Below are 26,415 nucleotides of genomic sequence, written 5' to 3'. Positions count from 1 at the left end.
GGTGCATCGAGCCTGGAGAGATGCCGAGCGCAGGGGGATCGCTGCTATACGTAATGTCCCGCGCGGGGGACGGGCGCGGAGACGGATACCGACAATGCAGACAAGGAAATTCACCGCTCGCGCGATGAAATGGTCGGGGAGAGAGGATTCGAACCCAGAATAGCGCTCACCCGCAACTGCAGATTTCCGCCGGTTTTGCAGGATTGATGGGCTCTTGTGCAGGGCTTGTGTGTGAGTGTCCAGTTTCCACTTCCTGGCGTCCCCAATGACCGGCAGGCTACTCGAATTTGCTAGGCGGAGGACAGAGATCTTCTCCTGTTCGACCTAGGCAATGAAGGCGTTCGTAAGTGTCCGGTCGAAACCGTTGTCGGCAATGGCTGGATTTGGCGTGCGGGCGACGGCACCGGAATGACCGGGTCTGGGTGGAGAGCGGACGCCGCTGAAACAGAACGAATGGGTAAATTCCACCGCTATTGGGCTAGTCATGTTGGACAGCCTAGGCGCAGTCGCGCTAGCCGCTGGCAGACTGTTACGGCACAGTTTCAAGATAGGTGCTTATGTCTGCGTCTAAACTTCCGCTTCTTACCAATCCGGCGATACGCCTGATCGTCACCATCGCGCTCATGGCTGGCGCCATGTTCGCCCCCATCCCCTTCCCATGGAAAGTGCCGTTATTCGCAGTGCTGGCTATGCTTGTTGTGTGGCTTGAGACTGGAAACTTAGAACGCATGGGGCTTGGAAAGCGTTCGCTGCGTCCAACCGTGGGTTGGGCGATCGTCGGCTTCCTTCTAGTAACTCTTCTCGTTGCGCGAGGCATCATGCCGGTAATCGAAGGCGCAATGGGGATCGAGACCGACTATTCGGCCTATGGCGCACTTAAGGGCAATCTCGAATTAGTCCTCAAGCTGCTTGCGGGAGCCGCAATCAGCGCTATGATCGCCGAAGAGATCGTCTATCGCGGTTTCTTTTTCCACCAACTCACCGCACTATTTGGCAATGGCAAGGCCACACGCGCCGTCCTGATTGTCCTCGGCGGCCTCGTCTTTGCGCTCCCGCACAGTGAGCAGGGAATGGTTGGCATGGTAGCCGTTGCGCTCACCGGCATAATTTTCGGCTGGCTCTTCTTCCGAGGCGACAAGCGAAACCTGTTCACTTGCATGCTCGCTCACGCTTTGATCGACATTTGGGGCCTCTCCAGCCTATATTTCGGCTGGTATTGAGAAGTGGGAATGGGAATTTTTTGCAGTGGGCCGTTTGCCACCCGACAGCTTGGGTGCAAAAGGCTGACGCTTGGACCAATGTCCGCAAACTGGGTCGATTCCCGAGAGGCAGCTTTGGTCGGGAAATCGCAGATAGCTGCCATTGGCGCCATGTTCCTCAGGCACCGCCCGCGACCAAAAACTCGAGCCCGGGAAGTATGGCACGCCCAAGGTTGGACCAAAGATTTTGGACCGCCCCCGGCAGTGAGACCCGGAGGCGACCCACCGTGATGCAGTGATAAACGCCCCGACCAGCCCAGTACGAACCGACAAGTGACATAAGAGCCAGTCTCATGACAAGGTTCAAGCGCGGCGGTGACCCGATCGACGACTATACCTTTTTGAGCACGATAAATCGCACAGAGCATCTGAGCACACGGGCGATACGCCCGGTTGGCCGATGAGCGGGCTACCGTCTGGCCGCTTCTCTATATGACGGCGAGCTCGCGATTGGTCAGCGTGCCGCCATATTGACGCTGCAGACGTACCTTGCGTTCCAGATCGTCGATGATCGCGCCGCTGAAATCTACCCCGCTGAGATCTTCCATGAAACTGATCCCACCGGGTGTATCGACGTTAAGTTCGATCATCTTGTCACCCACGATGTCCAGTCCGGTTAAATACATTCCGTCGTCGATTAGCTTGGGGCCAACGATTTCGGCGATCGCCAGCGCGTTTTCGTCGGGAGCCATCATCTCGCACCCGCCGCCTGCCGAGATGTTCGATCGGTGATCCTCGGTCTCGCTAAACCGACGCAAGCAAGCATAAGTGTCGGCAACCTTGAGCGGTCTCCCGTTCAGCGTGATCATGCGCAAGTCGCCGTTCTTAGCTGCGGGAAGGTATTCTTGGACGATGGCATAGCCATCGCGGATAACCGCTTCGGTTATTTGGTTGAGATTCTGGCGATTTTTCTTGTCGAGGAGGAACACACCCTGGCCGCCGGAGCCTTGCAAGGGCTTGATCACACCCTTGCCACCATGGGCATCGAGGAAACGCCGAACCTCCTCCGGTTCGCGGGTTATCGTGGTTTCCGGACGCACACTGGCAGGGAAACCCTGGAAGTATGTTTTATTCACCGCATCGGTTAGATGACGGGGGTCGTTGAGCACAATGGTGCGTTGAAGCGAGGCCAGTTGCGCGAATAGCAGGCTCGATGACGGAGCCCAGCTGCGAGAGACCAGCTCTTCAGCCGGGTCGCTTCGAAGCATAAGGACGTCCCAGTCGCTGAGCGCTATTCTCGCCCGTTCCCGTCCGGTATCCTGCAAGTGCGCCAGATAGACGGTATCGTCTTCGAATTTGCTGTTCTTGCTGAGAGTGGCCATGGCACAGATGCCCTCCTCCCAATCGTAGATGAAGTCGCCAAGTCCGATGAGCGCGACTTCGTGTCCTCGCGCTACTGCCCGACGGGCAAGGCGAATGGTCGAATAATTGTCCTGCTCGGTGGCCACATCGTTGACCACAAAGGCAAGCTTGATCTTTTCAGCTGTCACTGGGGGTTTCCTGATAAAGCGACGAGAGCGGTAGTTTGCGTATCTCCGCGAGCCGCTGGCGTGCTGCCGCATCGTCACAATAGGCGGGCAGTAGTTCGGGCGGGTGTAGAATTCCCTGCTCGATCAGCTTTTGCAGGCTCGGCAATTGCTTCAGCGCAAACTTCCCGAGGAAGAGTATCTCGAACTCGTCCCCGTGGCTGAGATAGGCGAGGAGTTCTTCCAGCCCCTTCAGATAAAGCGCGTCCTTGGTCAGTCCGCCCCCTCGTTTGGCACGTACCGCTGTATCAAACGCGTCTTTCGACGGGATTCCATATTGCTCGGTCAGACAAGCGTAGATTTCAGCACCCGTCCCTTCCTCTGCGGCCATGTGCGCGGCAACGACCCTGGCCGCGAGCACGCGCAAACGACCGGCGGGAAGATAGCCGGTTAGGTATTCTCCGAGTACCGCAAGGCCTTCCTGCAAGACATCGTAGTCGCACAATCCGCCTGCCAGTGTGTGCAAAGGCTGCCGCTGGCCGTTATGGCGCGTCACTACATGAGTGCCGATCTCGTGGGCGATCAAGGGCTTCACTCTGTGGCGCGAGGTAAGGTAGTCGTGCGCGACATGGAAATCGCCTGCGGAAACATACATAGATGTCCCCGAGGTAGGATCGACCACAACTTTGCATCGAAAGTCCGGCGCCCGTTTGCGATAGCCGGCAATGGCAGCCTCCGCCGCCTCGCTTACTTCCGCAGCTCCGACATCTTCCTGCTCTGGCTTGAGGATGGGGACGGTTTCCAACAGGTCGAGTGCGGTTTGAAGAAGCCGTTCGCTGACGTGCCCAAACAGGTCAATGCTGGCCAAAATGAAGCCGTCCTTGTCGCGCATTCGCACGAGTTCAATCTGCCGGTCGAGCTCGCGCTGCTTCTCGAGCAGAAGCGCCTCAATGATCGGGTTCTCAATCTCCTGAACGGGCAGTTGGAAGAGCTCGCTACGAAGTACCGGCGCATCCTGATCGAGCCCCTCACCATACCGGCTATCGGGCATGAAACTGTAGGAAGACGCTTGGAAACCCTCCCAGATTTCGTCGATGTTCACCGGGGTCAGCCGTTCCAACCAATTGATTCTCCGGTCCATTTCCTCGAGCGCGCGATCAACGCTTATTGCCGCTTCGCAGAGCGGCTCGCCGTTCAAGTTCTGGCACTTCCCTACCGCAGCGGCATAGGTCACGCGGACGCTCCGACTTCGCTTGAGGCCGGGCCGGGCGCCGGATGTGCGGAGAGCCAGTCGCGCGCCTCGCTTACCGCGGCTAGGAAGCCCTCGCGTAAATCCTGCAGCGCGAGGATGTCGGCCGAATGGCCCCATTCATCCATGAAAACTTTTTTGTATTCGAGCGTTATCACACAGGCGGCGTCGCCGTATTTGGCATGAAGCCACTCGGGGAAATGCCCGCCATTCTCCCAACGAATATTGGTTCCTACCTCGAGCGAGCGGTTGCCCATTGGGTGCGAGCGCAAGGTGTCACCGAATTTGCCGAGAAGCTCCCCGTAGATATCCTTGTTCAGCGTGGTAGCGCCAAGGTCAATGTCGGGGCTACGCTGCGGATCGTCGGGCTCCGCGTCGCGGCCTTTCCGCCGGTGATTATAGCTGTGCACGTCGAGCACCAGTATGCGCCCATGCGCGCTGATCATCTCTTCGACCTGCTCGGCGATCCGATCGTAGAATTGCTGGTAAAGCGTAAGAGAAAGTTCCTTTTCCCTTTCCGGCATGTCGGGGTTCCAGATGCGCAGGCCCCAAGTCTCACCGGGATCCGTAGTCACAGCAGTCTCGGGCGGTCGGTTGAGATCGAACTCGAACCGAGATCGGTTGGCCCGAATTATCGTGTCGCCAGCAGCAAGGAAAAAGTCGGTTAGGGGATCTTCTTCCCGCAGGCGATCAGACTCTCCAATCTCGAGCCAAGGCCTAAGAGACCTGCGAATTGTATGGCCCGCGTGGATCGCCGCAACCAGCACCGGCCCGGGCTGTGTGACAATATCCCACGGAGCAGTCGTCTTCAACGAAGGTCGTGATAGTTGCACCATGCGTGCCTAACGGCCTCTCCCACCAGGTGTTCCTACTTGCCGTGCGACCGCTGACGATGACAGCGTATTTCGGACTGTGCGTTGCCGCCACGCTGCAGAAGAGAGCTCTAAGTGGCGCCGTTTCGACGCCATAATGGCAGGCTGCCGTCGAAGTGCGGAAACCCCAACAGGTGATCCGAAGCGACCCACCCAGCCGGGTCATCCCGACCTTCCAGCAATCGCATGGCAGCAACGCGAGTGCTGAATCGTGCCGAAATTGGTGGAGTTTACAGCTTTTTTCGCCCGTCGGCATGTAATCTCGCGGACGACGGACCTTTCTCTTTCCTCAAGCGTCCATTTAAGACCTGATGATTGAAAGGAACAGCCATGGGCGAGTATGAACCAGAGGACTCCCGCAACGTCACTCAAAGGCAGTCTGGCACGCCGGGCGAACCCGAACGCACTGGTCCTCGAGAAAGCGAAACGCGTGATTCGCGAAAAGACAATGATGAGGGGCAAATCCAACGTAGCGGTCACACGCCGAAGGGCAATGATTTGTCGCGGGGCTCGGAGCCCTCGACTGCGGCGGCAAGTCGCAACCGCAATTAGTGGGCAGCCCCCGCATCCTGCTAGGTGAGAGATGTAAACCGGCTGGGTCGCAGGATAGGGAATGGGTTGCCGCTGCCTTGATCCGAAAACCTTTTTGGCGAGGATGTCGGATAGCCCGCACGCGGAGCCTGGAAACGCACACCACGAGAGGCGTGCGCTTAGACGCAAACCAAAGAGTAACCTAAGCTTAATTGGGAGCGACGGTTATTTCCTTGGCGTGATCGACAGCCATTTCGAGAGCAACCCTGACCGCTGCCTCGCAGGCAGCGGTCCTGCCTATGTCACCAAGATGCAAGACTCTATGCCGGATGCCGTCTTTGGCTGCCGACGCAACGTGGATCAGGCCAACTTCCTCGTCACTCTCTCGCGGACCTGCAAACCCCGTGATTGCAACCGCAAGGTCTGCATGGCTCCTATCTAAAGCGGACTCTGCCATGGCGCGTGCCACGTCTTCCGCCACACCGCCACATTCTTCCACTCTTGTCCTTGCGAGACCCAGCATTTCGCATTTCGCGTCGATTGAGTAGACCACGAAGGCACGGTCGATGATGGGGCTGGCGTTTACATCGCCGACGATTGCCGATGCCAGCATACCCCCGGTACAGCTCTCCGCGACTGCGATCTTCATTTTACGAGGTACGAGTATACCCCCAAGCTCAGTAACTAGGCCGCATATCGACTTGTTGCACATGGTCAGGCTGGATTTTCGTCTCGGTCCGGATAGTCTTCTGGCCTTACCGACCCCTGGTTCTTCACCGCTTGACGGTTTTCCTTTTGCAGGGCCGGGTTTTCATCCCTGTCCTTGATACTTGGATGTCTTTCCTTTGCGCCCCCCTCATCAAGCGGCTTTTGCGTAGCTCGGCTCATATCGATCTCCTATCTTTCCGGTATGCTCCCTGTCGAACGCGCGCGGATCGGCCTCTTTCCAAATTTTTCTAGCAGAAAGCGCCATCCGCCGTGCGGGTCCGACTATTGGCCACTGCTTCGGAACACATGAACCGCGAGATAGCTCCGGTCTTGCCAAGCATTTTTTGACCCTAGTTGCATGCCGACCAGGAGGCTTCGATCCATATTTTCGGCCATGCTAGAAGGAAGATTGGAATGTCTGATCGCCTTACTGTCTTATTTCAGCACCTGCTGCCGAAACAACGTCTAACCAAGTTCGCCGGTCTCGTAGCCCGTTCACAATGGGGCCGGATAACAACCACTCTTATCCACTTGTTCATTCGGAGATATGGCGTCGACATGGGCGAAGCCGAAATCGCCGACATAAAGAGATACAAGACTTTCAACGATTTTTTTGGCAGGTCCTTGGTATCCGGTGCCCGGTCAATGGCAGAGGCGGATTTTGTCAGCCCGGTGGACGGGGCGATCAGTCAATTGGGGGCAATCGATGACCACCATATCATGCAGACCAAGGGACATCGGTTCACGACTACTGACCTGTTAGGCGGAGACGCCGCCTTGGCAGCCCAATTCCGCCACGGCAGTTTTGCAAACCTCTACTTGTCACCGAAGGATTATCATCGAGTGCACATGCCCTGCACCGGCCGACTGACCCGGATGATCTACGTCCCTGGCTCCTTGTTTTCGGTGAACCCCGCAACGGCACGCAGCGTTCGAAATCTGTTCGCCCGTAACGAGCGCGTCATATGCGTGTTTCACTCGGAGGAGCACGGATCCTTCGTGATGGTGCTCGTCGGAGCGACAATCGTCGGGAGCATGAGAACCGTATGGCACGGTATCGTCAACCCGAAGCGGAACGGCGAGGTCTCCACTTGGGACTACGCCTCCCAGTCGATCGTTCTTCAAAAGGGACAGGAAATGGGCCGGTTTCTACTTGGCTCCACGGTGATCCTCTTGTTCCGGCAGAACAGTATCGTCTTCAACGAAAATTGGGAGCCTGGACGGTCGGTGCGTCTCGGAGAAACGATGGGCAATACGCCCGGTCCTATCGCATCTGGCTAGGCAAGCGCGCGAAACCTCACTCGGCTATTTTCGCATCACGCGGCGCGTCATCGATCTATCTTCTAGACCATCTTCCCCGGCCGTACGAGCCGGTCGAACGTTTCGGCATCAACAATGCCGAGTTCTAAACCTGCCTGTTTGAGGGTTTGGCCGGTCTCCAGCGCGTGCTTGGCGATGGCCGCAGCGTTATCGTATCCGATTTCGGGGACCAGGGCGGTGACAAGCATCAGCGAGCGTCCGACCAACTCGGCGATCCGCTCCTCGTTTGGCTCGATCCCCTCGACACAGCGACTAGCGAAGCTATCCATACCGACAGCAAGCAGTTCGATCGAGCGCAGGACATTGGCACCGATGAGCGGCATGAAGGTGTTCAACTCGAACTGGCCCTGCATCCCGCCTAGCGTTGCTGCTTGGTGATTGCCGATCACCTGGGCGGCCACCATGGTCAGCATTTCGACCTGTGTCGGATTGACCTTTCCCGGCATGATCGAACTTCCGGGTTCGTTCGCCGGTAACGACAATTCACCCAGGCCCGAGCGCGGGCCGGAGGCGAGCAGGCGGAGGTCGTTAGCGATCTTGTTCAATGCCACGGCGAGGGTGTTTAGCGCACCCGAAAAGGAAACGAGACCGTCCTTGGCCGCGAGCTGCTCAAAGGAGTTGTCGGCCTCGCGGAACTGCTCGCCAGTGATGCCGGAAATCGCCGCCACCATTTCGCTGCGCCACCCCTCCGGCGCATTTAGTCCCGTCCCGACAGCCGTCCCGCCGATTGCTAGGACACGGAGATCACGCTCAAGCGAAGCTTGGATACGCTCTCGGCAATTGGCTATCTGCGCGGCGTACCCGGAAAACTCCTGACCCAGCGTGAGTGGCGTTGCGTCCTGCGCGTGGGTGCGTCCAATCTTCACGATCCTGCTGAAGGCTTGGGCCTTGCCGTCGAGAGCCGAATATAACGTATCCAGGGCCGGCAGGAGCTGTTGATGCGATGCGAGCACCGCCGCCACATGCAGTGCTGTCGGGAAACTGTCGTTGGAGCTTTGCGATTTATTGACGTGATCATTGGGGTGGACCGGCCGCTTGCCACCCCGCGTACCGGCGAGCTGCTCGTTGGCGATCCCGGCGATCACTTCGTTGACGTTCATATTGGTCTGCGTGCCGCTGCCGGTCTGAAAGATGGTGAGCGGGAATTGATCGTCATGATCGCCAGCTTGCACCGCCTTGGCCGCGGCCTCGATCGCTTCTGCCAGTTTCGGGTCGAGCCCGTGCTTGCGATTCACTCTCGCGGCCGCCTGCTTCACCGCGGCTTGCGCGTGCACGATCTGGAGCGGCATGCGGTGGTGGGGCGGGAAGGGGAAGTTCTGAAGGCTGCGCTGCGTTTGCGCGCCCCAATAGGCATTCGCCGGGACGCCGATCGGTCCGATGGAGTCGGTTTCGGTACGGGTGTCGTTTTCGGTACGGGTGTCGTGGTCGGGCATGCGCGATCTCGCCTTCGATGTATTCCGGTTGCAAAAGGGTGGCATCGTTGGCTCGCCGTTTCGCAACCGGAGAACGTGGCCGATCGGCCGACTTCGACGGCAACGGTCGGAAGATCGCCTGCCTCGGCGAGAGGCCCCTTGGCTATCAATCGCCCTTGTGCTCGGGTTTACCCTTACGCTTCGTACTGGCGAACTCCTCGAGTTCGCTTTCGCTCATCGACTCATACATCTCTTTGGATGCGCCGCGTAGTTCGCTTTTGTCCGTCTCTCCGCGCTTGGCACTCAGGGCTGCCCCGGCTGCCTTTTGCTGCGCTTGCGATTGTGCTGGCATGGTCTTCTCTCCTGAAAATTTAGCTACCGATAATGCTCCCGCCGTTAGGATGCAGAACCTGGCCCGACATGTAACTGGAATCATCGCAAGCGAGAAAGAGGAAGGCGGGAGCGACTTCGTTCGGCTCTCCTGGACGTCCCATAGGCGTGCTCCTGCCGAAATCGTCCATCTCTTCGGGAGACTGGCCGCCATAGGGATTTAACGGCGTCCATATCGGACCGGGAGCCACTCCATTTACCCTAATGCCTTCTCCCACGAGATTTTCGGAGAGCGAGCGGGTGAACGCTGTGATGGCGCCCTTGGTGGCCGAATAGTCGAGCAGGTTGTCGGCGCCCTTATACATGGTCACGCTAGAGCAATTTATGATGGCACTGCCGCGGCTAAGATGCGGCCTCGCAGCCTGCACGAGGAAAAACATCGAGTAGATATTCGTCTGAAAGGTTCGCCGCAGCTGCTCTTCGGTGATATCGGTCACGTGCTCATCGGGATGCTGCTCCCCCGCGATATTCGCCAGAATGTCGAGCCTGCCGAACTCCTTGACGGTCCGTGCTACCGCCTCGTCGGCAAAGCTTCGGCATCCCAAGTCGCCCTGCAGGCACAGCCCCTTGCGGCCCTCGCCCTCGATAATCGACATAGTGTGCTCGGCGTCCTTGCGCTCTTCCTCCGCAAGATAGACAATTGCAATGTCGGCACCCTCGCGAGCAAAGAGCGCCGCAACTGCTCGCCCGATGCCGCTGTCTCCGCCGGTAACGAGAGCAACCTTGTCCTTTAATCGGCCCGACCCGGGATAGCGGGGGCGCCAGTTCGGCTTATCCGACATCTCGTCTTCCGAGCCGGGCATGCGCGGCTGTTCGTGGATTTCTGGTTGGAAGGCTTCAGCTTCGGTCATCGGTGTACCCATCGTTTCGATTCAGTCGGGATCGGTGTCGATCCATCTCAACAATGACCGCACGAGCGCGATGTTTCATGGTCGGTGCGAAGCGTGGTAGAGATGCGATGAACCACATTGTGGGCCGAGGAAGTTCCCGCAGGCGAGCGCTCCAGTGGCCCCAACGCCAGCACCCGGCGGTTTGAGGCGGTCCACCCATCTATGCTAAGTTACCGGTATCTAGACGACTCGCCGTCGCAGGGCCGCTCCCCGTCGTCTAATTTCTCATCGGTCCCATGAGCCCGGATCCAAGCGAGGGCTAGATTATGCCAACCTATAAACTCGTATTCGAAGACGATGGCCTCGGACAACCCAAGACAATGGAATTCGAAGGGCAGACAGCTGCCCATGCGCTGTCGCTCCTTGAAAGCGAGAGGGACGCGCGCAACGTCAAACTTTGGACCGGCGGCGAATTACTCGCCAACTTGATCAAAGATCGCAACAGAGTCTGGCAGGTCAGCGCTAGCGAGCGCGAGGTAGCTGAGGATGCTTGACTTGAGACACTTTTAAAGGAACTCGGCTGCGAAGTAGGTCAAGGTTTTCTCCTCGGCAGGCCGCATCCGTTCCATGTTCAAACGAGTAAGAGCGTGCGAGCGAGCAGCTGAGGGCCCGAGGTCTGCAGCGTCTTTCAAAAACCTTGTCGATAAGCTCATCGAGCAGGGGCCTCATGCAATCGGCGCATTTGAGCGCGTTACCGGCTGATGTGATCACTACTCCGGAGCATCTTGTAACGTGATCTCATCTGGTGGGAGCTTGTCCCGCGGCGAACCGAAACTTTTGTATTGCTGGGGCGCTGTGAGGGCCGGCTCGAACCGTCCATAAACACTTTCTCACGTTTTTAAAATCGAGGCCCCCGCCGGGAAGGCGAGGGCCTCTTTGCGACACCAAGGGGAATGAAAGGGTCGCATGATTATTGCAGATTTACTCCATTTTATCGGCGGCCTCATTGAGCGCGTCGGCTTTTTCATCGCCAACATCGTCGATTGCCTCGGCGCGTGCGTTCAAAGCGTCTTCGCGTGCGTCAGTCGACGCATCGTCAGCCATTTCTTCGAGCTGTTCAGCACGTTCGTCGCCCATATCTTCAACAGCATCGGCACGCTGTTCAAGCGCGTCACCGGTTTCTTCAACCGCGCTGTCATCTCCGCAGGCAGCGACGAGAGCAAAAGCCGGGATAGCAGTAATCAGTGCAAGTTTCTTCATTTTAATCCTCCTGTTGATTAAGGTAGAAAGTATACCGCCCGCTTATGAAGGTGTGCGAGCGCTGGCGCGTGCCTCGCCGAACTCATCTGGCGAAAGATAAGTGTCCCCATCCTTATCGAAGTAGAAAAAAGTCTTTCCTGCTTCGTTGATCTGGTCTGGGGATGTGAACGGGCGGGTCTCATCGTTCTCCTTCGGCTTGCGCGGATTGGAGCGCACCGCCCAGATGGCATATTCCGCCACGGACAATTGGCCGTCCCCGTTGCGGTCGAGGAATGCGAAGTCCATCGCACTGCGCGCCCTCAGCCGGGCGACATTGGAGCTCGCTACGGCAGTGCCGCTATTCTCAGGCACCTCCCCGGAGGAGGTATCGCCGCCGGCGGCGTCAGGGGCGTCGCCAACTGCATCGGCAGCCGACGAATCTGTCATCGCAAGTGCTGCCTGATTTGCGTCATATTCTTTCACCGCCGCGTCACGGTCCAACGAGTCGAAATTGGTTTGCTGTTCGGTCGTCAACTCGCCCGCGACTGGGTAACCTTCGTCGTCTTCGACGACCAATTCATCCACATCGTCTATCGGAGTGTTCTCAACGTCCTCGGAGCCGCAACCGGCAACCGAGACGCATGCTGCGGCAACGGTAATCAGGAATGGATATTTCACTCAAAACTCCCCTGTCATTTGACTTGGCTAACACCTCCTCAATGAATGGGACCGTTGAACGTTCAAATTTTTTTCCGCGAGGCTAATTGACCCGGTTCAGTGCAGAGCTTTGCCCACACCGGCCGGTGGTCGGACCCGTTGTCGGGCAGAATTTCAAACGCAACGAGTTCCAGCCGGCCCTTCAACATGAGTTGGTCCAGGGGCCATCCCACGAACAGCCAGTCGGACGGGAATGTCGGGAAGGCGCCTCGGCCTATACGCGGGTCGCGCCAACCTCCCTGTTCGCGAAACTTGGTTGTCGTGCGTGACCAAGGGACATCATTGAAGTCGCCCATGACAAAAGCGTCGGCAAGGCGGTCTGGCGTCTCAATGCCCGCGTTCACGATGTTCTCGTCGCGCAGTTCAGTGTTCCACCCCGGCAGCGGAGGCTTGGGGTGAAGCCCAATGAACTCGACAGCCGATCCGCCTCGCATACGAAGCGTGGCATATAGAGTGGGAGTGTCACGGTGCGTGTTCTCGACGATACTCGATTTCACGACTTCGAGGCGGGAAGCGAAGGCGAGGCCGAAAGCCTTGGGCTGCGGATGGCGATCACTATGCGGGTAAGCCGCGAGGACAGGTTCCAACTCGTTGATCCATCGCTGATCGGTCTCCATTAGGAACAGCACGTCTGGATCGTAGCGGCGGATTTGCTCCACTATGCGGCCATATCCCTCGTTTTTCACCTTCACATTTACCGACAGCGCAGTGAAGCAGCGTTCCGCTGCCGGGCTCTCGTCGGTCAACGCAACTTGGGTCTGCGCCACCGGATTATACGGCCACATGCGCCAAAGATTGATCACGATTACGCTGACTAGCGCTGCCACCGTCCACCATCGAGCCGCGAATCGTGCGAACAGGGCTGCAATCAGCAGTAGGCCGGCTAGATAGGTAAGCGGTTCGCGCACCAGGTCGACCGTTCGGATGAACCATTTATCGCTGGGCAGTAGCGATAGCACCACCGCCAGGAATAAGATGGCAGCTGCTGCCGATAGGGCCTTAGAGAAAACCTTCACATTCATCTCCCCTGCTGGTTTTGGCAGCGACTGAGAGCGCGAACTGTTCCGAACTTGTGGTTCCGTCATGGATGAGTGTCACCGGAATTCAGCCGCCTTTCGCGACATCGACTGCCGGAAGCAAAAATGGCGATTCTGACACTCCCATACTGGCAGAGTTGACCGGGGCAGAAGTTTACGACGGGCGCGACGTGGACAGAGAGGCGGAATAGATAAAAAACCACGAGATACGGCGACTTCCACGCGACCGGAGAGCTCGAGTTCCGCATCCTCGAAATTCCGGTCAAACCTTCGCCCTCACCGCCGAGGCAATCATCGATGGGGAGTATCCTGACAAGGCTATCGGCGTTTGCACCGACGGCGCGCCATTTATCGGTGATGTTGGCCGGATCGATTTCTATCCCGATCGCAAGCGCGAGGTCGGGGAGGGGGGGCGCTCCCTCCGCAATTTCTGCGATCTGCGCGACTCGGCGATCATTTATCCCGTAGATGATGCCGGTTCGGTGCGCGGATCAGGTATGGCGTACCGGGAGGTCGACGGTCAGTCGCGAGCGCCGCACCGACCTAATGCTCCACATCGAGGATCGCAACGTGTCTATCGACCGCAAAACTAACGAAAACCACTACCAGCCCTGCTATCTCCGGCTGATGGAAAACCTAAGTTTCGTGGGGGGCTATACCGCAACGGAAGTACTCAAGCCACAACCGATGAGCCTTGGCGTACTGTAGTCCTGCGGCGCGGATAGGGGGTATCTATGTCCGCGAGCCGCTCGCCTATGCAGCGGGTCATCTGGCGGGCAGGATCCAAGCTACGCACACGTGAATTCCTCGCAGCATCTTATCGTCCGCGATGTGCATCTAGGTTCGATGGGCGCCTGGAAGGCGGCGCATTCGTTAATGAGTTTCCCAACCGCCGCCTATTCCCATGAGATAACGCCATCTGCAGACCGCCAAGTCGCGGGCCGGATCATCCCTTCGTGGGCGATGCGGACTGCCTTGATCTCGGCGTCGATTTCGCGCCGCCAATGATCAAGAAAATCGAAGAGTACGGGGAAATCCGGTGCCGCGTCGTACTCCTGCCAGGCGAAAATCTGGAGAAGCGCTGGATAATCCGGCATGGCGTAACAAATCTCAGCCGTAGTCAAACCGTATCCCTCCAGCTGAACCAAGAACGCCCGGTCGGTCATCGCGAAGGGCTCCGCCTGAGGGTCCCGCAGATCGAACCTTTCGCCGGGAAGAGCTCTCGAGCAGTTTCCGATCGCTCAGGTTCGGGCCAGCGACGGGCCCCAAGCCCGATCTCAAGAGCGTTGGATTCTCGGGCCCATGACGCGAGCATCGCGCGCCTAACCTCCGGTTCTGGCGTAGGGTGGTGAGCTTCATCAAAAGGGTGCAGGTAACGTGAGAATGGTTGCGACATAGGGTCATCCTCCTTTCCGGCTCGCCGCTCCTCACTCACTGCGGCAGGTTCGCCAGAAACATTTTGGGCGTCGGATCTGGTCCGTCAAGTCCCTGATAAGGAGCATTAAAACCCCGACCTGGCGTGATCCGTCAAGCGAGCGTCAAAAATTTTCAGCGGACCACTTGATGCCGATTTTGGGCAAAACTAGATCGCCGAAGTCTCCTGCCGAATGAGGGGGAGACACCTTTAGACATTTCGCTTTGTAATGGAGGTTATGCATGCATTTCCGACCTTTGCACGATCGTGTGCTGGTTCGCCGCATCGAGGCCGAAGAAAAGACGGCCGGCGGCATCATCATCCCCGACACCGCTAAGGAAAAGCCAATGGAAGGCGAAGTCGTCGCTGTTGGTCCGGGTGCTCGTGACGATACCGGGAAGCTGGTGGAACTCGCCGTCAAGACGGGCGACCGCATCCTGTTCGGCAAGTGGTCCGGCACTGAAGTTCGGATCGAGGGCGAGGACCTGCTCATCATGAAGGAGAGCGACATCCTCGGCATCGTCGAAAACACCGCCGAACTCAAGAAGGCGGCGTAAGCAATCAACTCGATCTTCAGTTCAATCGAAGGAAGAGAAAGGAGCAGGCTAAAATGGCTGCGAAGGAAGTAAAGTTTGCGTCGGATGCGCGTGATCGCATGCTCCGTGGCGTGGATACGCTTGCGAATGCGGTCAAGGTAACTCTCGGCCCCAAGGGCCGCAACGTGGTGATCGACAAGAGCTTCGGCGCTCCCCGCATTACTAAGGATGGCGTCACTGTCGCCAAGGAAATCGAACTCAAGGACAAGTTCGAGAACATGGGCGCACAGATGCTGCGCGAGGTCGCCAACAAGCAGAACGACAAAGCTGGCGATGGCACCACAACTGCAACGGTTCTCGCGCAGTCGATCGTTCGAGAAGGGGCCAAGGCCGTTGCCGCCGGCATGAACCCGATGGATCTTAAGCGCGGTATCGATCTTGCTGTTGGCACCGTGGTCAAAGATCTCGAAAGCCACGCCAAGAAGGTATCTGCCAACAGCGAGATCGCGCAGGTTGCCACGATATCGGCCAACGGCGACGAAACCGTCGGTCGCATCCTTGCTGAAGCGATGGACAAGGTCGGCAATGAAGGCGTGATCACGGTCGAAGAGGCCAAAAGCCTCGAGACCGAGCTTGAAACGGTCGAGGGCATGCAGTTCGACCGCGGCTATCTCTCGCCCTATTTCGTGACAAATGCTGAAAAGCTGAAGGTGGAACTCGAGGATCCCTACATCCTCATCCACGAGAAGAAGCTTTCGAACCTGCAGGCGCTGATCCCGCTGCTCGAACAGGTCGTGCAGTCGGGCAAGCCGTTGCTCATCGTCGCCGAGGATGTCGAGGGCGAAGCCTTGGCAACCCTGGTAGTGAACAAGCTGCGCGGCGGCCTCAAGGTAGCGGCGGTCAAGGCACCCGGCTTCGGCGATCGCCGCAAGGCCATGCTGGAGGATATCGCCATCCTCACCGCCGGCAATGTGGTGAGCGAGGAACTCGGCACCAAGCTGGAAAATGTCACGATCGGCATGCTCGGCCGAGCCAAGAAGGTCATCATCGACAAGGACAACACCACGATCGTCGATGGTGCCGGCAACAAGGCCGACATCGACGCCCGGGTCAGCCAGATCCGCGCCCAGATCGAGACCACGACCAGCGAGTATGACCGCGAAAAGCTGCAGGAACGCGTGGCCAAGCTGGCAGGCGGCGTTGCCGTCATCCGCGTCGGCGGTGCGACCGAAGTCGAGGTTAAGGAGCGCAAGGACCGTGTCGACGACGCGCTGCACGCGACCCGTGCTGCGGTCGAAGAAGGCATCCTGCCGGGTGGCGGTATCGCCCTGCTGCGCGCGCTCAAGTCGTTGGAGGGCCTCAAGGCCGCCAATGACGACCAGCAGTCCGGTATCGACATCGTGCGCCGCGCGCTGCGTGCCCCGGCTCGCCAGATCGCCGAGAACGCGGGCGAAGACGGTGCCTATATCGTCGGCAAGCTGCTCGAAGGCGACGACTACAACCACGGCTTCAACGCTGCCACCGGTGAATATGAAGACCTGGTGAAGTCGGGTGTTATCGATCCGGCGAAGGTGGTGCGCACGGCGCTGCAGGACGCGGCTTCGGTCGCCTCGCTGCTGATCACCACCGAAGCGCTGGTGGCCGAACTGCCCAAGGAAGACACGCCCGCACCGATGCCGGCGATGGACTTCTAACAGGGTGAGGAGAGCGCGGCATCAAGCTGCGCTCTCCCATCCTCCACGCACGGCTGGCGGCAGTGCTGCTTCGGCGCCTGCTGAGCAAGGCAGGCTCCAAACATGGCAGCATCGGAGGACAGGTCGGATGGAAAGAGGAGGAGATAATGACCGACAGGTATCTGGACTATCTTTCACGCGAACATGCGCGGCTGGAGGACGAGATCCGGCTTGAAAGAAAACGACCCCGGCCTGACGAAGTTCTGATTGCACGCCTGAAGAAGCTCAAACTGGCGCTCAAGGACCAGATGCAAGGCTGGGCTTCCGATCCCGCGAGCAGCGATCGGTTGACCGCGTAAACGGACTGGATCCAATCATATTCTCTCCTGCAAGAAGGCCAGGCGCACCTCTATCGCTGTGCCTGGCTTTCTCTTGGAAAGCACTGATAACAAACTGAAAAAATTTTCATCGGGTCTTGAAACTAATTGCGCGTTTCCCAATTGTATCGGTACCGGACGCCATAACGGGTTCGGTTGGACAGAGAGCGTCGGCTCTTGGTTCCCGGCGCCTCTCATGCCCAGATTGCTCAACTAGGAGGATTTGGAAATGAGAACTGCTTTTGATTTGACCCCCTATCGTCGCTCGACGGTCGGTTTCGATCGGCTTTTCGATGCGCTCGAGAACAGCTTCCGCGCCGAGACGCAGGACAGCTATCCACCCTTCGACATCGTTCGCACCGGCGAGGAAAGCTACCGGATCACTCTAGCGGTCGCCGGCTTCCGTCCGGACGAAATCGACATCACCGCGCAGCAGAACCAACTCGTCATCTCCGGTGAGAAGGCCGAGAAAGACGAAGACGCTGTCGAATTCGTTCACCGCGGCATCGCGGCCCGTGCGTTCGAGCGCCGGTTCCAGCTGGCCGACTATGTCGAAGTGCGCGATGCGAACTACGAGCACGGCATGTTGACGATCTCGCTCCAGCGGATCGTCCCTGAATCGCTCAAGCCGCGCAAGATCGCCATCGGAAGCCGTGAGCATGTCAATGACGACACGCCGCAGCTGACCGAAGACAAGGCGGCCTAAGCCTCAATCAGCGGGCAAATCCTCGGCGGGGTGGGTGCCTCCGCACCTGCCCCGCTTGACGGAGCTTTGCCTGAACCAGTCGGAAAATAGGAGGAATGTCGAGATGGCTATTCGCGATCTCATTCCCTGGAAAAGCCAGGGCCAGGACATCGCTCCCCGGCAGGAGGAGCGGGTCGATCACCCGGTGATGTCGCTTCCGCGCGATATGGGAAGCTGGCGCTTGTGGCGACAGGCGAGGGCGGTAAGGGCGTCTGCATCGCCCTCGCTCAGACCACGCAGGCGAAGCTCCTCGTAGCTCTCGAGGCTGCCGTCCAACAACCGCGGCTCGGTCGCGAGGAGGGTGAAGTAACGCGCATAGTGGCAGTTGAATGCGAGATGGTCCTCGACCCGACCCGGTTCATGAAACTGCGCCATGATCACCCGGTCGAGCTCGCGCTCGAACGCGCGCTTGTAGAGGCCGGGCATGTCCTCCGCCTTCACGTTGCGCTGCAGTATCGGCATCTGTTCCATCATTGCGTCCTTAGCCAGATCGAGTTCGGCTGCACGCGAACGGGCCTGCTGGGGGCTCGCCGTGCGCAGCGATATCCTCACCATTGTATGATGAGACGGAACGGATGAGAGACGCAGGCGGGATTTCCACCAGAACACGGGGCCGCGACGATAGAGTGCCATGCCATTGAATTCCTGGCTGCGAGGAGCCGGGCGGGGCACGAGCTGTGGCACAATTTGTGGCACAATCGGCGCTCGAGATTCCCGACCGCTTTCCTCTGGGTGAGGAAAACGGCGGAATCCTGCGGCTTATTGTCGGAAACGACGAAAAATGGTCGGGGAGAGAGGATTCGAACCTCCGGCCCCTGCCTCCCGAAGACAGTGCTCTACCAGGCTGAGCTACTCCCCGACCGGATCGGCCCGCCGCGTTTCTGGCGCTGCGGGTGCGAAGCAGGCGCGCCCTATAGGTGTGGATTGCGAGGCACGCAAGCGGGCATTTGCCACAATTTCGGGTTAGATGTCCGGCATCGACCAAGTGAGCCCCGAAGCCGTGTCCCAGCCGCATTACGAACAGCAATATCTCGACCTCATGGAGCGCATCTGGCGCGAGGGCGATCGGCGCGCGGACCGCACCGGGGTGGGGACGCGTTCGGTCTTCGGCGCCATGCTGCGATTTGATCTGGCCGATGGCGCGGTGCCATTGATCACCACCAAGCGGGTCTATTGGAAAACCGCCACGCGCGAACTGCTGTGGTTCCTCACCGGCAACACCAACATCCGCCCGCTGGTGCTCCAGGGGGTGAAGATCTGGAACGAGTGGCCGCATGCCCGCTATGTCGAGGAGACCGGCGAGGGGATCACGCTCGAGGAGTTCGTCGAGCGGATCGCAACGGACGAGGCCTTCGCCGAACGATGGGGAGATCTCGGCCCGGTCTATGGCAAGCAATGGGTCGACTGGCCGACCTACCAGCCGGTGGCCGGCGGGCTGTACCGCAAGGGGCGCGGGGTCAACCAGGTGGCGCAGGTCGTCGAATCGCTCCGCAGCAATCCGGGCAGCCGGCGGCATATCATCGAGGGGTGGAACGTCGCCGAACTCGACGCGATGGCCTTGCCGCCGTGCCACAAGACATACCAGTTCCATGTGGCAGGCGGCGAAACGGGGAGGGCGCGGCTCAACTGCCTGCTCTACCAGCGCAGCTGCGATGTTGCGCTCGGCCTGCCCTTCAACCTGTGGTCGGCAGCGCTGCTGACGCGGATGATCGCACAGCAGGCCGATCTCGAGCCGGGCGAACTGGTATGGACCGGCGGCGACACGCATCTCTATCTCAACCACCGGCACCTGGTCGAAGAACAGCTTTCGCGGGAACCTCGCGGCCACCCGCGGCTTGAGATCATGCGGCGCCCACCGACGATCTTCGACTATGCAATTGAGGATTTCGAGGTTCGCGACTACACGCCGCACGGGCCGATCAGCGCGCCCGTCGCGGTGTGATGCGGCCCTGACTTGACCGTTTCCCGCTAGTGAAATAAAATAACGCGTAAGCGTAAGATTGCGTCTGGGAGACGATTCTATGGCCGACAGGCCCGAGGGTAGTGCAGCAAAGGGCGACAACCGTCCCACGCTTTCGCTGCATGTTCCCGAACCCAAGTTCCGACCGGGCGACACGGTCGATTTCTCGCATATCGATGTGCCCGAAGCGGGCAGCATGGCGCGTCCCGACGAGACCTGCGACCCTGCCGAGATGCGCGACATGGCCTATGGCCTGGTGCGCGTGCTGGGCGAGGACGACAAGGCGCACGGGGCCTGGGACCCCAAGCTCGATCCCGATACGCTGCGCGCCATGCTCGGCCACATGGCGATGACCCGCGCCTTCGACGAGCGCATGTTCCGCGGGCAGCGGCAGGGCAAGACCAGCTTCTACATGAAGTGCACCGGCGAGGAGGCGACCAGCGTCTCGGCCAGCATGGCTCTCGCCGCCGACGACATGGTCTTTCCCAGCTATCGCCAGCAGGGCATTCTGATCCAGCGCGGCTATCCCTTGATCGAGATGATCAACCAGATCTATTCGAACAAGGGCGACAAGCTGAAGGGCCGCCAGCTGCCGATCATGTATTCGAGCCGCGAGCACAGCTTTTTCACCATCAGCGGCAACCTTGCCACGCAGACCCCTCAGGCAGTCGGCTGGGCGATGGCGAGTGCCATGAAGGGCGACAGCCGCATCGCCGCGACCTGGGTGGGCGAAGGCAGCACCGCGGAAGGCGACTTCCATTCCGCCTGTACCTTCGCCACCGTCTACAACGCCCCGGTGATCCTCAACGTGGTCAACAACCAGTGGGCGATCTCGAGCTTCAGCGGATTCGCCGGGGCCGAACGGACCACCTTCGCCGCGCGCGCGCTGGGCTATGGCCTCGCCGGATTGCGGGTCGACGGTAACGATCCGCTCGCCTGTTACGCCGCCGAGCAATGGGCCGCCAACCGCGCGCGTGCCAATGCCGGGCCGACTCTGATCGAATTCTTCACATACCGCGCGGAAGGCCATTCCACCTCGGACGATCCGAGCGGCTATCGCAGCGCGCAGGAACGCAGCGAATGGCCGCTGGGCGATCCGGTCATGCGGCTCAAGAACCACCTCATCGCGATCGGCGAATGGGACGAGGAGCGGCAGGAAAAGATGGACCTCGAGGCGGCCGAGCACGTCAAGAAGGTGACCAAGGAGGCCGAAGCCAACGGCATTCTTGGCCACGGCCTGCACCATCCGTTCCGCACCATGTTCGAAGACGTGTTCGAGGAACTGCCCTGGCATCTGAAGGAACAGAGCGAGCAGGCGATCCACGAGCGCGAGACCAAGTTCCCGGGAGGGCTCGACCTGTGAGCACCGAGGTCAAGGAAACCGAAGCGGCGCCGCAGGGCACCGAACGCCGCCTCAACATGATCGAGGCGATCAACGATGCGCTCGACGTGACCATGGCGCGCGATCCCGACGTCGTGGTGATGGGCGAGGATGTCGGCTATTTCGGCGGTGTGTTCCGCTGCACCGCCGGCCTGCAGGAAAAATACGGCAAGACCCGCGTGTTCGACACGCCGATCTCCGAATGCGGCATCATCGCGGTGGCGGTGGGGATGGGGGCCTATGGCCTGCGCCCGGTCCCGGAAATCCAGTTCGCCGACTATATCTACCCCGGGCTCGACCAGCTGATCAGCGAGGCGGCGCGGCTGCGCTATCGCTCGGCGGGCGAGTACATCGCGCCGATGACGGTTCGCTCGCCCTTCGGTGGCGGCATCTTCGGCGGGCAGACGCACAGCCAGAGCCCCGAGGCGATCTTCACCCACGTCTCGGGCCTCAAGACAGTGATTCCGGCGACGCCCTACGACGCTAAGGGCCTGCTGATCTCGTGCATCGAGGACAACGACCCGGTCATCTTCTTCGAGCCCAAGCGGATCTACAACGGTCCGTTCTCGGGTTATTACGACAAACCCGTGCAGCCGTGGAAGAAGTTCGACGCGAGCGTGGTGCCCGAAGGCCATTACACCATCCCGCTGGGCAAGGCGCGGCACGTCACCGAAGGCGAACAGCTCACCATCCTTGCCTATGGGACCATGGTCCATGTGGTCGAGGCGGTGTGCAAGGAGAAGGGAATCGAGGCCGACATCCTCGACCTGCGTACGCTGGTACCGCTCGACATCGAGGCGATCGAGGCTTCGGTCGAACGCACCGGGCGCTGCCTGATCGTCCACGAGGCAACCCGCACCAGCGGTTTCGGCGCGGAGCTTTCGGCGCTCGTCACCGAGCGCTGCTTCTACCATCTCGAAGCGCCGGTCGAACGCGTGACCGGTTTCGACACGCCCTATCCCCACAGCCTCGAATGGGCCTATTTCCCCGGTCCGATCCGCATCGGCGGGGCCATCGACAAGATTCTGAGCGAGTAACGCACATGGCGAAATTCACCTTCAACATGCCCGATATCGGCGAAGGCATCGCCGAGGCCGAGATCGTGCAGTGGCACAAGGCTGTCGGCGACACGGTCAACGAGGACGAAGAATTCGTCGATATGATGACCGACAAGGCGACGGTGCCGATGGAAAGCCCGGTCACCGGGAAGATCCTCGAGATCGCCGGCGGCGAGGGCGAGATGGTCTCGATCGGTTCGATGCTCGTGGTGATCGAGGTCGAGGGCGAAGTGCCCGACGAGGTGGTCGAGGAGAACGAGGCGGCGTCCGCCCCCGCGCCCGCACCCAAGGATGCGGACGTCGAGGAGCGGATCGAGGTCGAGACCTCCGATGCCGGCGATGCCAGCGACGCGCTGTCGGCCGATCCCGAACCCGAACCGCTTCCCGCGCCGACCCCGGCGCCCGAGCCCGCGGCGCATGCCAAGGTGCTCGCCACTCCCGCAGTGCGCAAGCGGGCCCGGGACCTCGGCATCGACCTTGCGCAGGTGAAGCCGGCCGAGGATGGCCGTATCCGTCACGGCGATCTCGATGCCTTCCTGTCCTACAGCGGCGGCTACGAGCCCGCCTCGGCCCCGCGCGCCGACGAGCAGGTCAAGGTCATCGGCATGCGCCGCCGCATCGCCGAGAACATGGCTGCGTCGAAGCGCAACATCCCGCATTTTTCCTATGTCGAGGAATGCGATGTGACCGAGCTCGAGGCGCTGCGTGCGCAGCTCAACCGCGAGCGCGGCGACCGGCCCAAGCTGACCATCCTGCCTCTGCTGATCACCGCGATCTGCAAGACGCTGCCCGATTTCCCGATGATCAATGCCCGCTACGACGACGAGGCGGGCGTGATCACGCGTCACGGTTCGGTGCACATGGGTATGGCAGCGCAGACCGATGCGGGGCTGATGGTCCCGGTGATCAAGGACGCGCAGGCGAAGAACCTGTGGCAGCTCGCCAACGAGATCACGCGCCTCGCCGAGGCCGCGCGCACTGGCAAGGCGAAGAGCGAGGAACTGCAGGGCGGCACGCTGACCGTGACCTCGCTCGGCCCGCTCGGCGGTGTCGCGACCACGCCGGTCATCAACCGTCCCGAGGTCGCCATCATCGGCCCCAACCGGATCATCGAGCGGCCGATGTATGTCACCGGCAACGACGGGATCGAGCGGATCGAAAAGCGTAAGCTGATGAATATCTCGATCAGCTGCGACCATCGCGTCGTCGATGGCTGGGATGCGGCGAGCTTCGTCCAGGCGCTGAAGAAACTGCTCGAAAGCCCGGCGCTTATCTTGGTTGCCTGATTAGGCTAGCATGGCGCCCCATCGGGAGGATGCCATGAAGTCCGATCCACGAGTCGATGCCTATATCGCCAAGGCAGCGCCCTTCGCGCAGCCGATCCTCACGCGCATTCGCGAGATCGCGCATGCCGCGCTCCCCGAGGGGGAGGAGGGGATCAAGTGGGGCATGCCGCACTTCATGCTCGGGGGGAAGAATGTCGCCGGGATGGCCGCTTTCAAGGCGCATTGCGCCTTCCTCGTCCACGGTGAAGAGGGCCAGGGCGCGAAGGAGGGCATGGGCGGCAATGGCAAGATCGCCGCGCTCGATGATCTGCCGCACCGTGAGGAGATGATCGCCAGCATTGCCGCTGCGGCCGCACGGGTGGCGGCGCGGGGGAGCGCGTCGGCTGGTGCAAGGCGCACTCCGAAGCCCGAGCTTCCCGTACCCGACGATCTCGCGGCAGCGCTTGAACAGCGGCCCGCCGCGAAGGCGGTGTTTGCAGATTTCGCACCTTCATACCGACGCGACTACATCGAGTGGATCACCGGCGCCAAGCGCGAGGCGAGGCGCGCCAGCCGGTTAGCCCAGGCGATCGAGTGGATCGCCGAAGGCAAGCGGCGCAACTGGAAGTACGAGAACTGCTAGATATCGCGAAGCGTCCGCAGCCGCTCAGCCGGCGGCAAGGTGAGTGTGCGCGACGGGCGCCGTGACCGGTCCGGAATAGGCGGATTGCTGGATGGCCATCGCCGATTGCGTGGCGCAGCCGCCGGCCCCCAGCAGGGCGATCGAAAAACCCAGGAACAGCTTCGTCAGCATGGTCACCCCCGTCCTGTTTCCCATGGGAAAGCAGCGATGCAACTTTTACCGAAAAGGGTAAATTTGGGGTAAAATCGGCAACCCGAAACGGCTTGCGGAAAAAGTGCGAAAAAAGCGCAATATCTCCCATTGACAGGAATCGGAGCCGCCCGTAGATGCGCGGCTCCCAAGCGGTGCAACGCTTCAAGCGGGTGTAGCTCAGTTGGTTAGAGTGTCGGCCTGTCACGCCGAAGGTCGCGGGTTCGAGCCCCGTCACTCGCGCCACTTGGGACATTGTGAAAGGCCTGCCCTGCGGCAGGCCTTTTGCTTTTCAGCCGCCCGTTTCCGTCAGTCGGCGGAGCCTCGCTTCGATCGCCGGCCAGTCGGTCCGCTGGCGTCCGGGGCAGGGCATTGCGGTCGAATTCAGGACAAATGACGGGCCGCTGATCCGGCGCGTCGGCCTTGCGATCAGCCCCAGCGGCCGGTTTCCATCCATATCAGGAAGCGGCGCAGCGGGAGCAGCCAGACCACGCCCAGCACGATATAGACGAGCGTTTGCACCAACGTCGGCCAGTCGCCGATGAGGTCGGGGGCATAGCGCGCGATCACCACGCCATAGATCGCCAGCGCCGACAACAGGCCGAGGATCCCGACAGGGATTCGCCAAGTGGGTTCTTTCCTCATGCGAAAGGTCCGTAAATGCGGGTTGGGGTGACTACGGCGGCGAGCGGCATGTCGTGCGGTTCGACCGGCAGGTCATCGACCAGCTGGCAGTCCCAGGCCAGCCCGATGGCTGTGGTGCCGGGATGGTGCGCGAGCCAGCGGTCGTAATGGCCCCCGCCCTGGCCGAGCCGTGCCCCCTGCGCGCCGAAGCCGACCAGCGGCACGAACAGGACCTGCGGTTTCACCACCGGCGCGTCGGCCTTCGGTTGGAGCAGTCCGAACGGACCCGTTTCGAGATCGCTTTCCTCGAACGGATCGGTGAAGCGCGCGAATTCCATCGGCTCGCCCTTGCGGGCGAAGCGCGGCAGCGCAAGTTCGTGGCCCAGTTCGAAGAAGTACCGGGCATACGCGGGTGTGGGTGCCTCGAACGGATCGGAGCGATAAAGACCTATCGCGGTTCCCTCGGGCACGAGCTCGAGCAGGGGCGCGGGCGGACGCATGAACACGAGCGTGCGCATACTCTGGGGAAGCGCCTCTACATGCTCGCGACGCGCGGCGCGCAGCTGGTTGCGGAGTTCGGACTTGGTCACGGATGCTCTCTACGGACAGACACTCTTGGCGTCTATTCGCTCTTTTGCGGCCGCTGCTAACAGCAGGCCGGGACGGATACCGACCGCACAAGAAAGAGAAAAGTGGCGGGACCACCATGGGTCGTTTCCGGCGAAATCCTCTGACGCCTAAACGTCAGGTGGGTGCCGTATGCCCCAATCCCACGGCCGAACCGGTGGACCGGGGCAGGGACAGCTCCCTTGGATTGCTTATAGCCTCAGGGATATTCATGCGGCTCGTGCCGGGCAGCCCCGCCGCGACGTTATTTAGGAGGCCTGTGCGCCGCCCTCAAGAGCCGAAGCGGCATTCTCGAGCCCGGTCGCGATATGTTCGAGCTGCGCTGCGAGGCGTTCGGGATCGATACCGCTGCCCACGGCCGTACCCGGATCCTTCTTGGCCTCGTCGAGCTCGTCGGCCAGCAGCAGGGCGGCAAACAGCAGATTCTTCGCCTCGTTGGTCGACAGGTTGGCACCCATCGAGGCGAGCTTCGCATCGACCATCGCTGCCAGCCGCTGGACATTCTCTTCCTCGCCGTCGGCACAGGATACCGTATACTTGCGCCCGCCCACATCGAGCTTGACGTCGCTCATGCGCCGAGACCCTCGATCAGTGTGTCGAGCTCGGCCAGGCTGGCCGTAACGCTTTCGCGCAGCGCCTCGTGACGCGCGACGAGGGCGGCATTGCCTGCCTCTCCCGCCGTCCCGCCATGCGAGGCGAGCGCCGCCTGCGTTTCGATCCGGGCCAGGGCGCGATCGATCCGGTCGACGGCTTTTTGGATGCGTTCGGAACTCATGGCGATGCCGGGATACCAAAATAGCTACGCCGTGGCAAAGGGTTGGACCTCTCTGTTGATAAGTGGGATGAGGGAAAGGGCGCCTGTGCATGGGGGCCGGCCCGGGTTGACCTCTCGC

General features: G+C 60.4%; 29 protein-coding genes, 2 tRNA genes and 1 other RNA gene. 13 read left to right on the top strand and 19 right to left on the bottom strand.

Annotation, left to right across the window (positions count from 1 at the left end):
• Nucleotides 1-557 precede the first annotated feature (557 nt).
• A complete protein-coding gene (locus ACEQZ0_RS04070) occupies nt 558-1,220 on the top strand; it encodes a CPBP family intramembrane glutamic endopeptidase (RefSeq protein ID WP_370188644.1) in 663 nt (220 codons plus the stop codon).
• A gap of 467 nt (nt 1,221-1,687) precedes the next feature.
• On the opposite strand, the gene ACEQZ0_RS04065 is transcribed toward ACEQZ0_RS04070, so the two are convergent.
• From ACEQZ0_RS04065 to ACEQZ0_RS04050, 4 genes are all read right to left on the bottom strand, one after another.
• The gene (locus ACEQZ0_RS04065) at nt 1,688-2,749 is read right to left on the bottom strand and encodes a glutathione synthase (RefSeq protein WP_370188642.1); all 1,062 of its coding nucleotides are present in this window, start codon (nt 2,747-2,749) and stop codon (nt 1,688-1,690) included.
• Nucleotides 2,739-3,959 (bottom strand): tyrosine/phenylalanine carboxypeptidase domain-containing protein, encoded by a 1,221-nt coding sequence (locus ACEQZ0_RS04060; RefSeq protein ID WP_370188640.1) that lies wholly within the window; start codon nt 3,957-3,959, stop codon nt 2,739-2,741. The genes ACEQZ0_RS04065 and ACEQZ0_RS04060 overlap by 11 nt, the downstream gene beginning before the upstream one ends.
• Nucleotides 3,956-4,786, bottom strand: a complete 831-nt coding sequence (locus ACEQZ0_RS04055; RefSeq protein ID WP_370188638.1) for an N-formylglutamate amidohydrolase — start codon at nt 4,784-4,786, stop codon at nt 3,956-3,958. Before ACEQZ0_RS04055 ends, ACEQZ0_RS04060 begins: the two co-directional genes overlap by 4 nt.
• Before the next feature lie 799 nt (nt 4,787-5,585).
• Nucleotides 5,586-6,089, bottom strand: a complete 504-nt coding sequence (locus ACEQZ0_RS04050; RefSeq protein ID WP_370188636.1) for a CinA family protein — start codon at nt 6,087-6,089, stop codon at nt 5,586-5,588.
• 410 nt (nt 6,090-6,499) lie between these two features.
• On the opposite strand from ACEQZ0_RS04050, the gene asd reads away from it, so the two are divergent.
• On the top strand, nt 6,500-7,366 hold the full coding sequence (gene asd, locus ACEQZ0_RS04045; protein ID WP_370188634.1) for an archaetidylserine decarboxylase: 867 nt from the start codon (nt 6,500-6,502) through the stop codon (nt 7,364-7,366).
• 62 nt (nt 7,367-7,428) lie between these two features.
• Here asd and ACEQZ0_RS04040 read toward each other — a convergent pair whose 3' ends face one another.
• From ACEQZ0_RS04040 to ACEQZ0_RS04030, 3 genes are all read right to left on the bottom strand, one after another.
• Entirely contained in the window at nt 7,429-8,838 is a 1,410-nt protein-coding gene (locus ACEQZ0_RS04040) for a class II fumarate hydratase (protein WP_370188632.1), read from the bottom strand.
• Between the two features lie 145 nt (nt 8,839-8,983).
• Complete coding sequence (locus tag ACEQZ0_RS04035) at nt 8,984-9,169, bottom strand: DUF3008 family protein (RefSeq protein WP_370188630.1); 186 nt, start codon at nt 9,167-9,169, stop codon at nt 8,984-8,986.
• A gap of 19 nt (nt 9,170-9,188) precedes the next feature.
• Entirely contained in the window at nt 9,189-10,058 is an 870-nt protein-coding gene (locus ACEQZ0_RS04030) for an SDR family oxidoreductase (RefSeq protein WP_370188628.1), read from the bottom strand.
• Nucleotides 10,059-10,363: 305 nt separating this feature from the next.
• On the opposite strand from ACEQZ0_RS04030, the gene ACEQZ0_RS04025 reads away from it, so the two are divergent.
• Nucleotides 10,364-10,591 carry a hypothetical protein gene (locus ACEQZ0_RS04025; protein WP_370188626.1) on the top strand — a complete coding sequence of 76 codons (228 nt, stop codon included), beginning with the start codon at nt 10,364-10,366 and terminating at the stop codon, nt 10,589-10,591.
• A 427-nt stretch (nt 10,592-11,018) separates the two neighbouring features.
• Here ACEQZ0_RS04025 and ACEQZ0_RS04020 read toward each other — a convergent pair whose 3' ends face one another.
• From ACEQZ0_RS04020 to ACEQZ0_RS04005, 4 genes are all read right to left on the bottom strand, one after another.
• Nucleotides 11,019-11,297, bottom strand: coding sequence for a hypothetical protein (locus tag ACEQZ0_RS04020; RefSeq protein WP_370188623.1), 279 nt, complete (start codon nt 11,295-11,297; stop codon nt 11,019-11,021).
• Between the two features lie 42 nt (nt 11,298-11,339).
• Entirely contained in the window at nt 11,340-11,954 is a 615-nt protein-coding gene (locus ACEQZ0_RS04015; protein ID WP_370188622.1) for a hypothetical protein, read from the bottom strand.
• A gap of 62 nt (nt 11,955-12,016) precedes the next feature.
• On the bottom strand, nt 12,017-13,015 hold the full coding sequence (locus tag ACEQZ0_RS04010; RefSeq protein ID WP_370188620.1) for an endonuclease/exonuclease/phosphatase family protein: 999 nt from the start codon (nt 13,013-13,015) through the stop codon (nt 12,017-12,019).
• A gap of 911 nt (nt 13,016-13,926) precedes the next feature.
• On the bottom strand, nt 13,927-14,196 hold the full coding sequence (locus ACEQZ0_RS04005) for an usg protein (RefSeq protein ID WP_370188618.1): 270 nt from the start codon (nt 14,194-14,196) through the stop codon (nt 13,927-13,929).
• Between the two features lie 490 nt (nt 14,197-14,686).
• Between ACEQZ0_RS04005 and groES the strand changes: the two genes are divergently transcribed.
• The 4 genes from groES (at nt 14,687) to ACEQZ0_RS03985 (ending at nt 17,736) form a co-directional block, all read left to right on the top strand.
• Nucleotides 14,687-15,001, top strand: coding sequence for a co-chaperone GroES (gene groES, locus ACEQZ0_RS04000; RefSeq protein WP_370188616.1), 315 nt, complete (start codon nt 14,687-14,689; stop codon nt 14,999-15,001).
• Nucleotides 15,002-15,054: 53 nt separating this feature from the next.
• Nucleotides 15,055-16,674 carry a chaperonin GroEL gene (gene groL, locus ACEQZ0_RS03995; RefSeq protein ID WP_370188614.1) on the top strand — a complete coding sequence of 540 codons (1,620 nt, stop codon included), beginning with the start codon at nt 15,055-15,057 and terminating at the stop codon, nt 16,672-16,674.
• A gap of 146 nt (nt 16,675-16,820) precedes the next feature.
• On the top strand, nt 16,821-17,012 hold the full coding sequence (locus ACEQZ0_RS03990) for a DUF465 domain-containing protein (RefSeq protein WP_370188612.1): 192 nt from the start codon (nt 16,821-16,823) through the stop codon (nt 17,010-17,012).
• A 247-nt stretch (nt 17,013-17,259) separates the two neighbouring features.
• Nucleotides 17,260-17,736 (top strand): Hsp20 family protein, encoded by a 477-nt coding sequence (locus ACEQZ0_RS03985; protein WP_370188610.1) that lies wholly within the window; start codon nt 17,260-17,262, stop codon nt 17,734-17,736.
• A 177-nt stretch (nt 17,737-17,913) separates the two neighbouring features.
• Here ACEQZ0_RS03985 and ACEQZ0_RS03980 read toward each other — a convergent pair whose 3' ends face one another.
• A complete protein-coding gene (locus tag ACEQZ0_RS03980; protein ID WP_370188608.1) occupies nt 17,914-18,408 on the bottom strand; it encodes a hypothetical protein in 495 nt (164 codons plus the stop codon).
• 149 nt (nt 18,409-18,557) lie between these two features.
• A tRNA-Pro gene (locus ACEQZ0_RS03975) sits at nt 18,558-18,634 on the bottom strand.
• 108 nt (nt 18,635-18,742) lie between these two features.
• On the opposite strand from ACEQZ0_RS03975, the gene ACEQZ0_RS03970 reads away from it, so the two are divergent.
• From ACEQZ0_RS03970 to ACEQZ0_RS03950, 5 genes are all read left to right on the top strand, one after another.
• Nucleotides 18,743-19,717, top strand: coding sequence for a thymidylate synthase (locus tag ACEQZ0_RS03970; RefSeq protein WP_370188606.1), 975 nt, complete (start codon nt 18,743-18,745; stop codon nt 19,715-19,717).
• A gap of 79 nt (nt 19,718-19,796) precedes the next feature.
• The gene (locus ACEQZ0_RS03965; protein WP_370188604.1) at nt 19,797-21,098 is read left to right on the top strand and encodes a 3-methyl-2-oxobutanoate dehydrogenase (2-methylpropanoyl-transferring) subunit alpha; all 1,302 of its coding nucleotides are present in this window, start codon (nt 19,797-19,799) and stop codon (nt 21,096-21,098) included.
• Nucleotides 21,099-21,154: 56 nt separating this feature from the next.
• Nucleotides 21,155-22,153, top strand: coding sequence for an alpha-ketoacid dehydrogenase subunit beta (locus tag ACEQZ0_RS03960; protein WP_370189927.1), 999 nt, complete (start codon nt 21,155-21,157; stop codon nt 22,151-22,153).
• Nucleotides 22,154-22,158: 5 nt separating this feature from the next.
• Nucleotides 22,159-23,460, top strand: a complete 1,302-nt coding sequence (locus ACEQZ0_RS03955; protein WP_370188602.1) for a dihydrolipoamide acetyltransferase family protein — start codon at nt 22,159-22,161, stop codon at nt 23,458-23,460.
• A 34-nt stretch (nt 23,461-23,494) separates the two neighbouring features.
• Complete coding sequence (locus tag ACEQZ0_RS03950) at nt 23,495-24,082, top strand: YdeI/OmpD-associated family protein (protein WP_370188600.1); 588 nt, start codon at nt 23,495-23,497, stop codon at nt 24,080-24,082.
• A 24-nt stretch (nt 24,083-24,106) separates the two neighbouring features.
• Here the strand turns inward: ACEQZ0_RS03950 and ACEQZ0_RS03945 are convergent, their stop codons facing one another.
• The gene (locus ACEQZ0_RS03945) at nt 24,107-24,253 is read right to left on the bottom strand and encodes a hypothetical protein (RefSeq protein WP_370188598.1); all 147 of its coding nucleotides are present in this window, start codon (nt 24,251-24,253) and stop codon (nt 24,107-24,109) included.
• 187 nt (nt 24,254-24,440) lie between these two features.
• Between ACEQZ0_RS03945 and ACEQZ0_RS03940 the strand changes: the two genes are divergently transcribed.
• A tRNA-Asp gene (locus ACEQZ0_RS03940) sits at nt 24,441-24,517 on the top strand.
• Nucleotides 24,518-24,700: 183 nt separating this feature from the next.
• Here ACEQZ0_RS03940 and ACEQZ0_RS03935 read toward each other — a convergent pair.
• The 5 genes from ACEQZ0_RS03935 to ACEQZ0_RS03915 all read right to left on the bottom strand — a co-directional run bounded on the left by ACEQZ0_RS03935 (nt 24,701) and on the right by ACEQZ0_RS03915 (nt 26,297).
• On the bottom strand, nt 24,701-24,916 hold the full coding sequence (locus ACEQZ0_RS03935; RefSeq protein ID WP_370188596.1) for a DUF2842 domain-containing protein: 216 nt from the start codon (nt 24,914-24,916) through the stop codon (nt 24,701-24,703).
• A complete protein-coding gene (locus ACEQZ0_RS03930; protein WP_370188594.1) occupies nt 24,913-25,485 on the bottom strand; it encodes a 5-formyltetrahydrofolate cyclo-ligase in 573 nt (190 codons plus the stop codon). The genes ACEQZ0_RS03935 and ACEQZ0_RS03930 overlap by 4 nt, the downstream gene beginning before the upstream one ends.
• 104 nt (nt 25,486-25,589) lie before the next feature.
• A non-coding RNA gene (gene ssrS, locus ACEQZ0_RS03925) (6S RNA) lies at nt 25,590-25,759 on the bottom strand.
• 11 nt (nt 25,760-25,770) lie between these two features.
• Complete coding sequence (locus ACEQZ0_RS03920) at nt 25,771-26,094, bottom strand: cell division protein ZapA (protein WP_370188592.1); 324 nt, start codon at nt 26,092-26,094, stop codon at nt 25,771-25,773.
• Entirely contained in the window at nt 26,091-26,297 is a 207-nt protein-coding gene (locus ACEQZ0_RS03915) for a hypothetical protein (protein ID WP_370188590.1), read from the bottom strand. Before ACEQZ0_RS03915 ends, ACEQZ0_RS03920 begins: the two co-directional genes overlap by 4 nt.
• Nucleotides 26,298-26,415 lie beyond the last annotated feature (118 nt).

Origin of the sequence: Qipengyuania sp. (assembly GCF_964227205.1) — a bacterium.
GTDB lineage: Bacteria > Pseudomonadota > Alphaproteobacteria > Sphingomonadales > Sphingomonadaceae > Qipengyuania.
This window is presented reverse-complemented; position numbering and strand designations above follow the sequence as displayed.

What these genes read in the sequence shown, in the direction of transcription:
- ACEQZ0_RS04035 (WP_370188630.1), bottom strand. Translation starts at nt 9,169, where the DNA reads ATGCCAGCACAATCGCAAGCGCAGCAAAAGGCAGCCGGGGCAGCCCTG.
- ACEQZ0_RS04025 (WP_370188626.1), top strand. Translation starts at nt 10,364, where the DNA reads ATGCCAACCTATAAACTCGTATTCGAAGACGATGGCCTCGGACAACCC.
- ACEQZ0_RS04070 (WP_370188644.1), top strand. Translation starts at nt 558, where the DNA reads ATGTCTGCGTCTAAACTTCCGCTTCTTACCAATCCGGCGATACGCCTG.
- ACEQZ0_RS03990 (WP_370188612.1), top strand. Translation starts at nt 16,821, where the DNA reads ATGACCGACAGGTATCTGGACTATCTTTCACGCGAACATGCGCGGCTG.
- ACEQZ0_RS04040 (WP_370188632.1), bottom strand. Translation starts at nt 8,838, where the DNA reads ATGCCCGACCACGACACCCGTACCGAAAACGACACCCGTACCGAAACC.
- ACEQZ0_RS03915 (WP_370188590.1), bottom strand. Translation starts at nt 26,297, where the DNA reads ATGAGTTCCGAACGCATCCAAAAAGCCGTCGACCGGATCGATCGCGCC.
- ACEQZ0_RS03955 (WP_370188602.1), top strand. Translation starts at nt 22,159, where the DNA reads ATGGCGAAATTCACCTTCAACATGCCCGATATCGGCGAAGGCATCGCC.
- ACEQZ0_RS04050 (WP_370188636.1), bottom strand. Translation starts at nt 6,089, where the DNA reads ATGTGCAACAAGTCGATATGCGGCCTAGTTACTGAGCTTGGGGGTATA.
- ACEQZ0_RS04005 (WP_370188618.1), bottom strand. Translation starts at nt 14,196, where the DNA reads ATGACCGACCGGGCGTTCTTGGTTCAGCTGGAGGGATACGGTTTGACT.
- ACEQZ0_RS04010 (WP_370188620.1), bottom strand. Translation starts at nt 13,015, where the DNA reads ATGAATGTGAAGGTTTTCTCTAAGGCCCTATCGGCAGCAGCTGCCATC.
- ACEQZ0_RS03985 (WP_370188610.1), top strand. Translation starts at nt 17,260, where the DNA reads ATGAGAACTGCTTTTGATTTGACCCCCTATCGTCGCTCGACGGTCGGT.
- ACEQZ0_RS03920 (WP_370188592.1), bottom strand. Translation starts at nt 26,094, where the DNA reads ATGAGCGACGTCAAGCTCGATGTGGGCGGGCGCAAGTATACGGTATCC.
- groES (WP_370188616.1), top strand. Translation starts at nt 14,687, where the DNA reads ATGCATTTCCGACCTTTGCACGATCGTGTGCTGGTTCGCCGCATCGAG.
- ACEQZ0_RS03935 (WP_370188596.1), bottom strand. Translation starts at nt 24,916, where the DNA reads ATGAGGAAAGAACCCACTTGGCGAATCCCTGTCGGGATCCTCGGCCTG.
- ACEQZ0_RS03980 (WP_370188608.1), bottom strand. Translation starts at nt 18,408, where the DNA reads ATGGCACTCTATCGTCGCGGCCCCGTGTTCTGGTGGAAATCCCGCCTG.
- ACEQZ0_RS03965 (WP_370188604.1), top strand. Translation starts at nt 19,797, where the DNA reads ATGGCCGACAGGCCCGAGGGTAGTGCAGCAAAGGGCGACAACCGTCCC.
- asd (WP_370188634.1), top strand. Translation starts at nt 6,500, where the DNA reads ATGTCTGATCGCCTTACTGTCTTATTTCAGCACCTGCTGCCGAAACAA.
- ACEQZ0_RS03950 (WP_370188600.1), top strand. Translation starts at nt 23,495, where the DNA reads ATGAAGTCCGATCCACGAGTCGATGCCTATATCGCCAAGGCAGCGCCC.
- ACEQZ0_RS04020 (WP_370188623.1), bottom strand. Translation starts at nt 11,297, where the DNA reads ATGAAGAAACTTGCACTGATTACTGCTATCCCGGCTTTTGCTCTCGTC.
- ACEQZ0_RS04030 (WP_370188628.1), bottom strand. Translation starts at nt 10,058, where the DNA reads ATGACCGAAGCTGAAGCCTTCCAACCAGAAATCCACGAACAGCCGCGC.
- ACEQZ0_RS03960 (WP_370189927.1), top strand. Translation starts at nt 21,155, where the DNA reads ATGATCGAGGCGATCAACGATGCGCTCGACGTGACCATGGCGCGCGAT.
- ACEQZ0_RS03970 (WP_370188606.1), top strand. Translation starts at nt 18,743, where the DNA reads ATGTCCGGCATCGACCAAGTGAGCCCCGAAGCCGTGTCCCAGCCGCAT.
- ACEQZ0_RS03945 (WP_370188598.1), bottom strand. Translation starts at nt 24,253, where the DNA reads ATGCTGACGAAGCTGTTCCTGGGTTTTTCGATCGCCCTGCTGGGGGCC.
- groL (WP_370188614.1), top strand. Translation starts at nt 15,055, where the DNA reads ATGGCTGCGAAGGAAGTAAAGTTTGCGTCGGATGCGCGTGATCGCATG.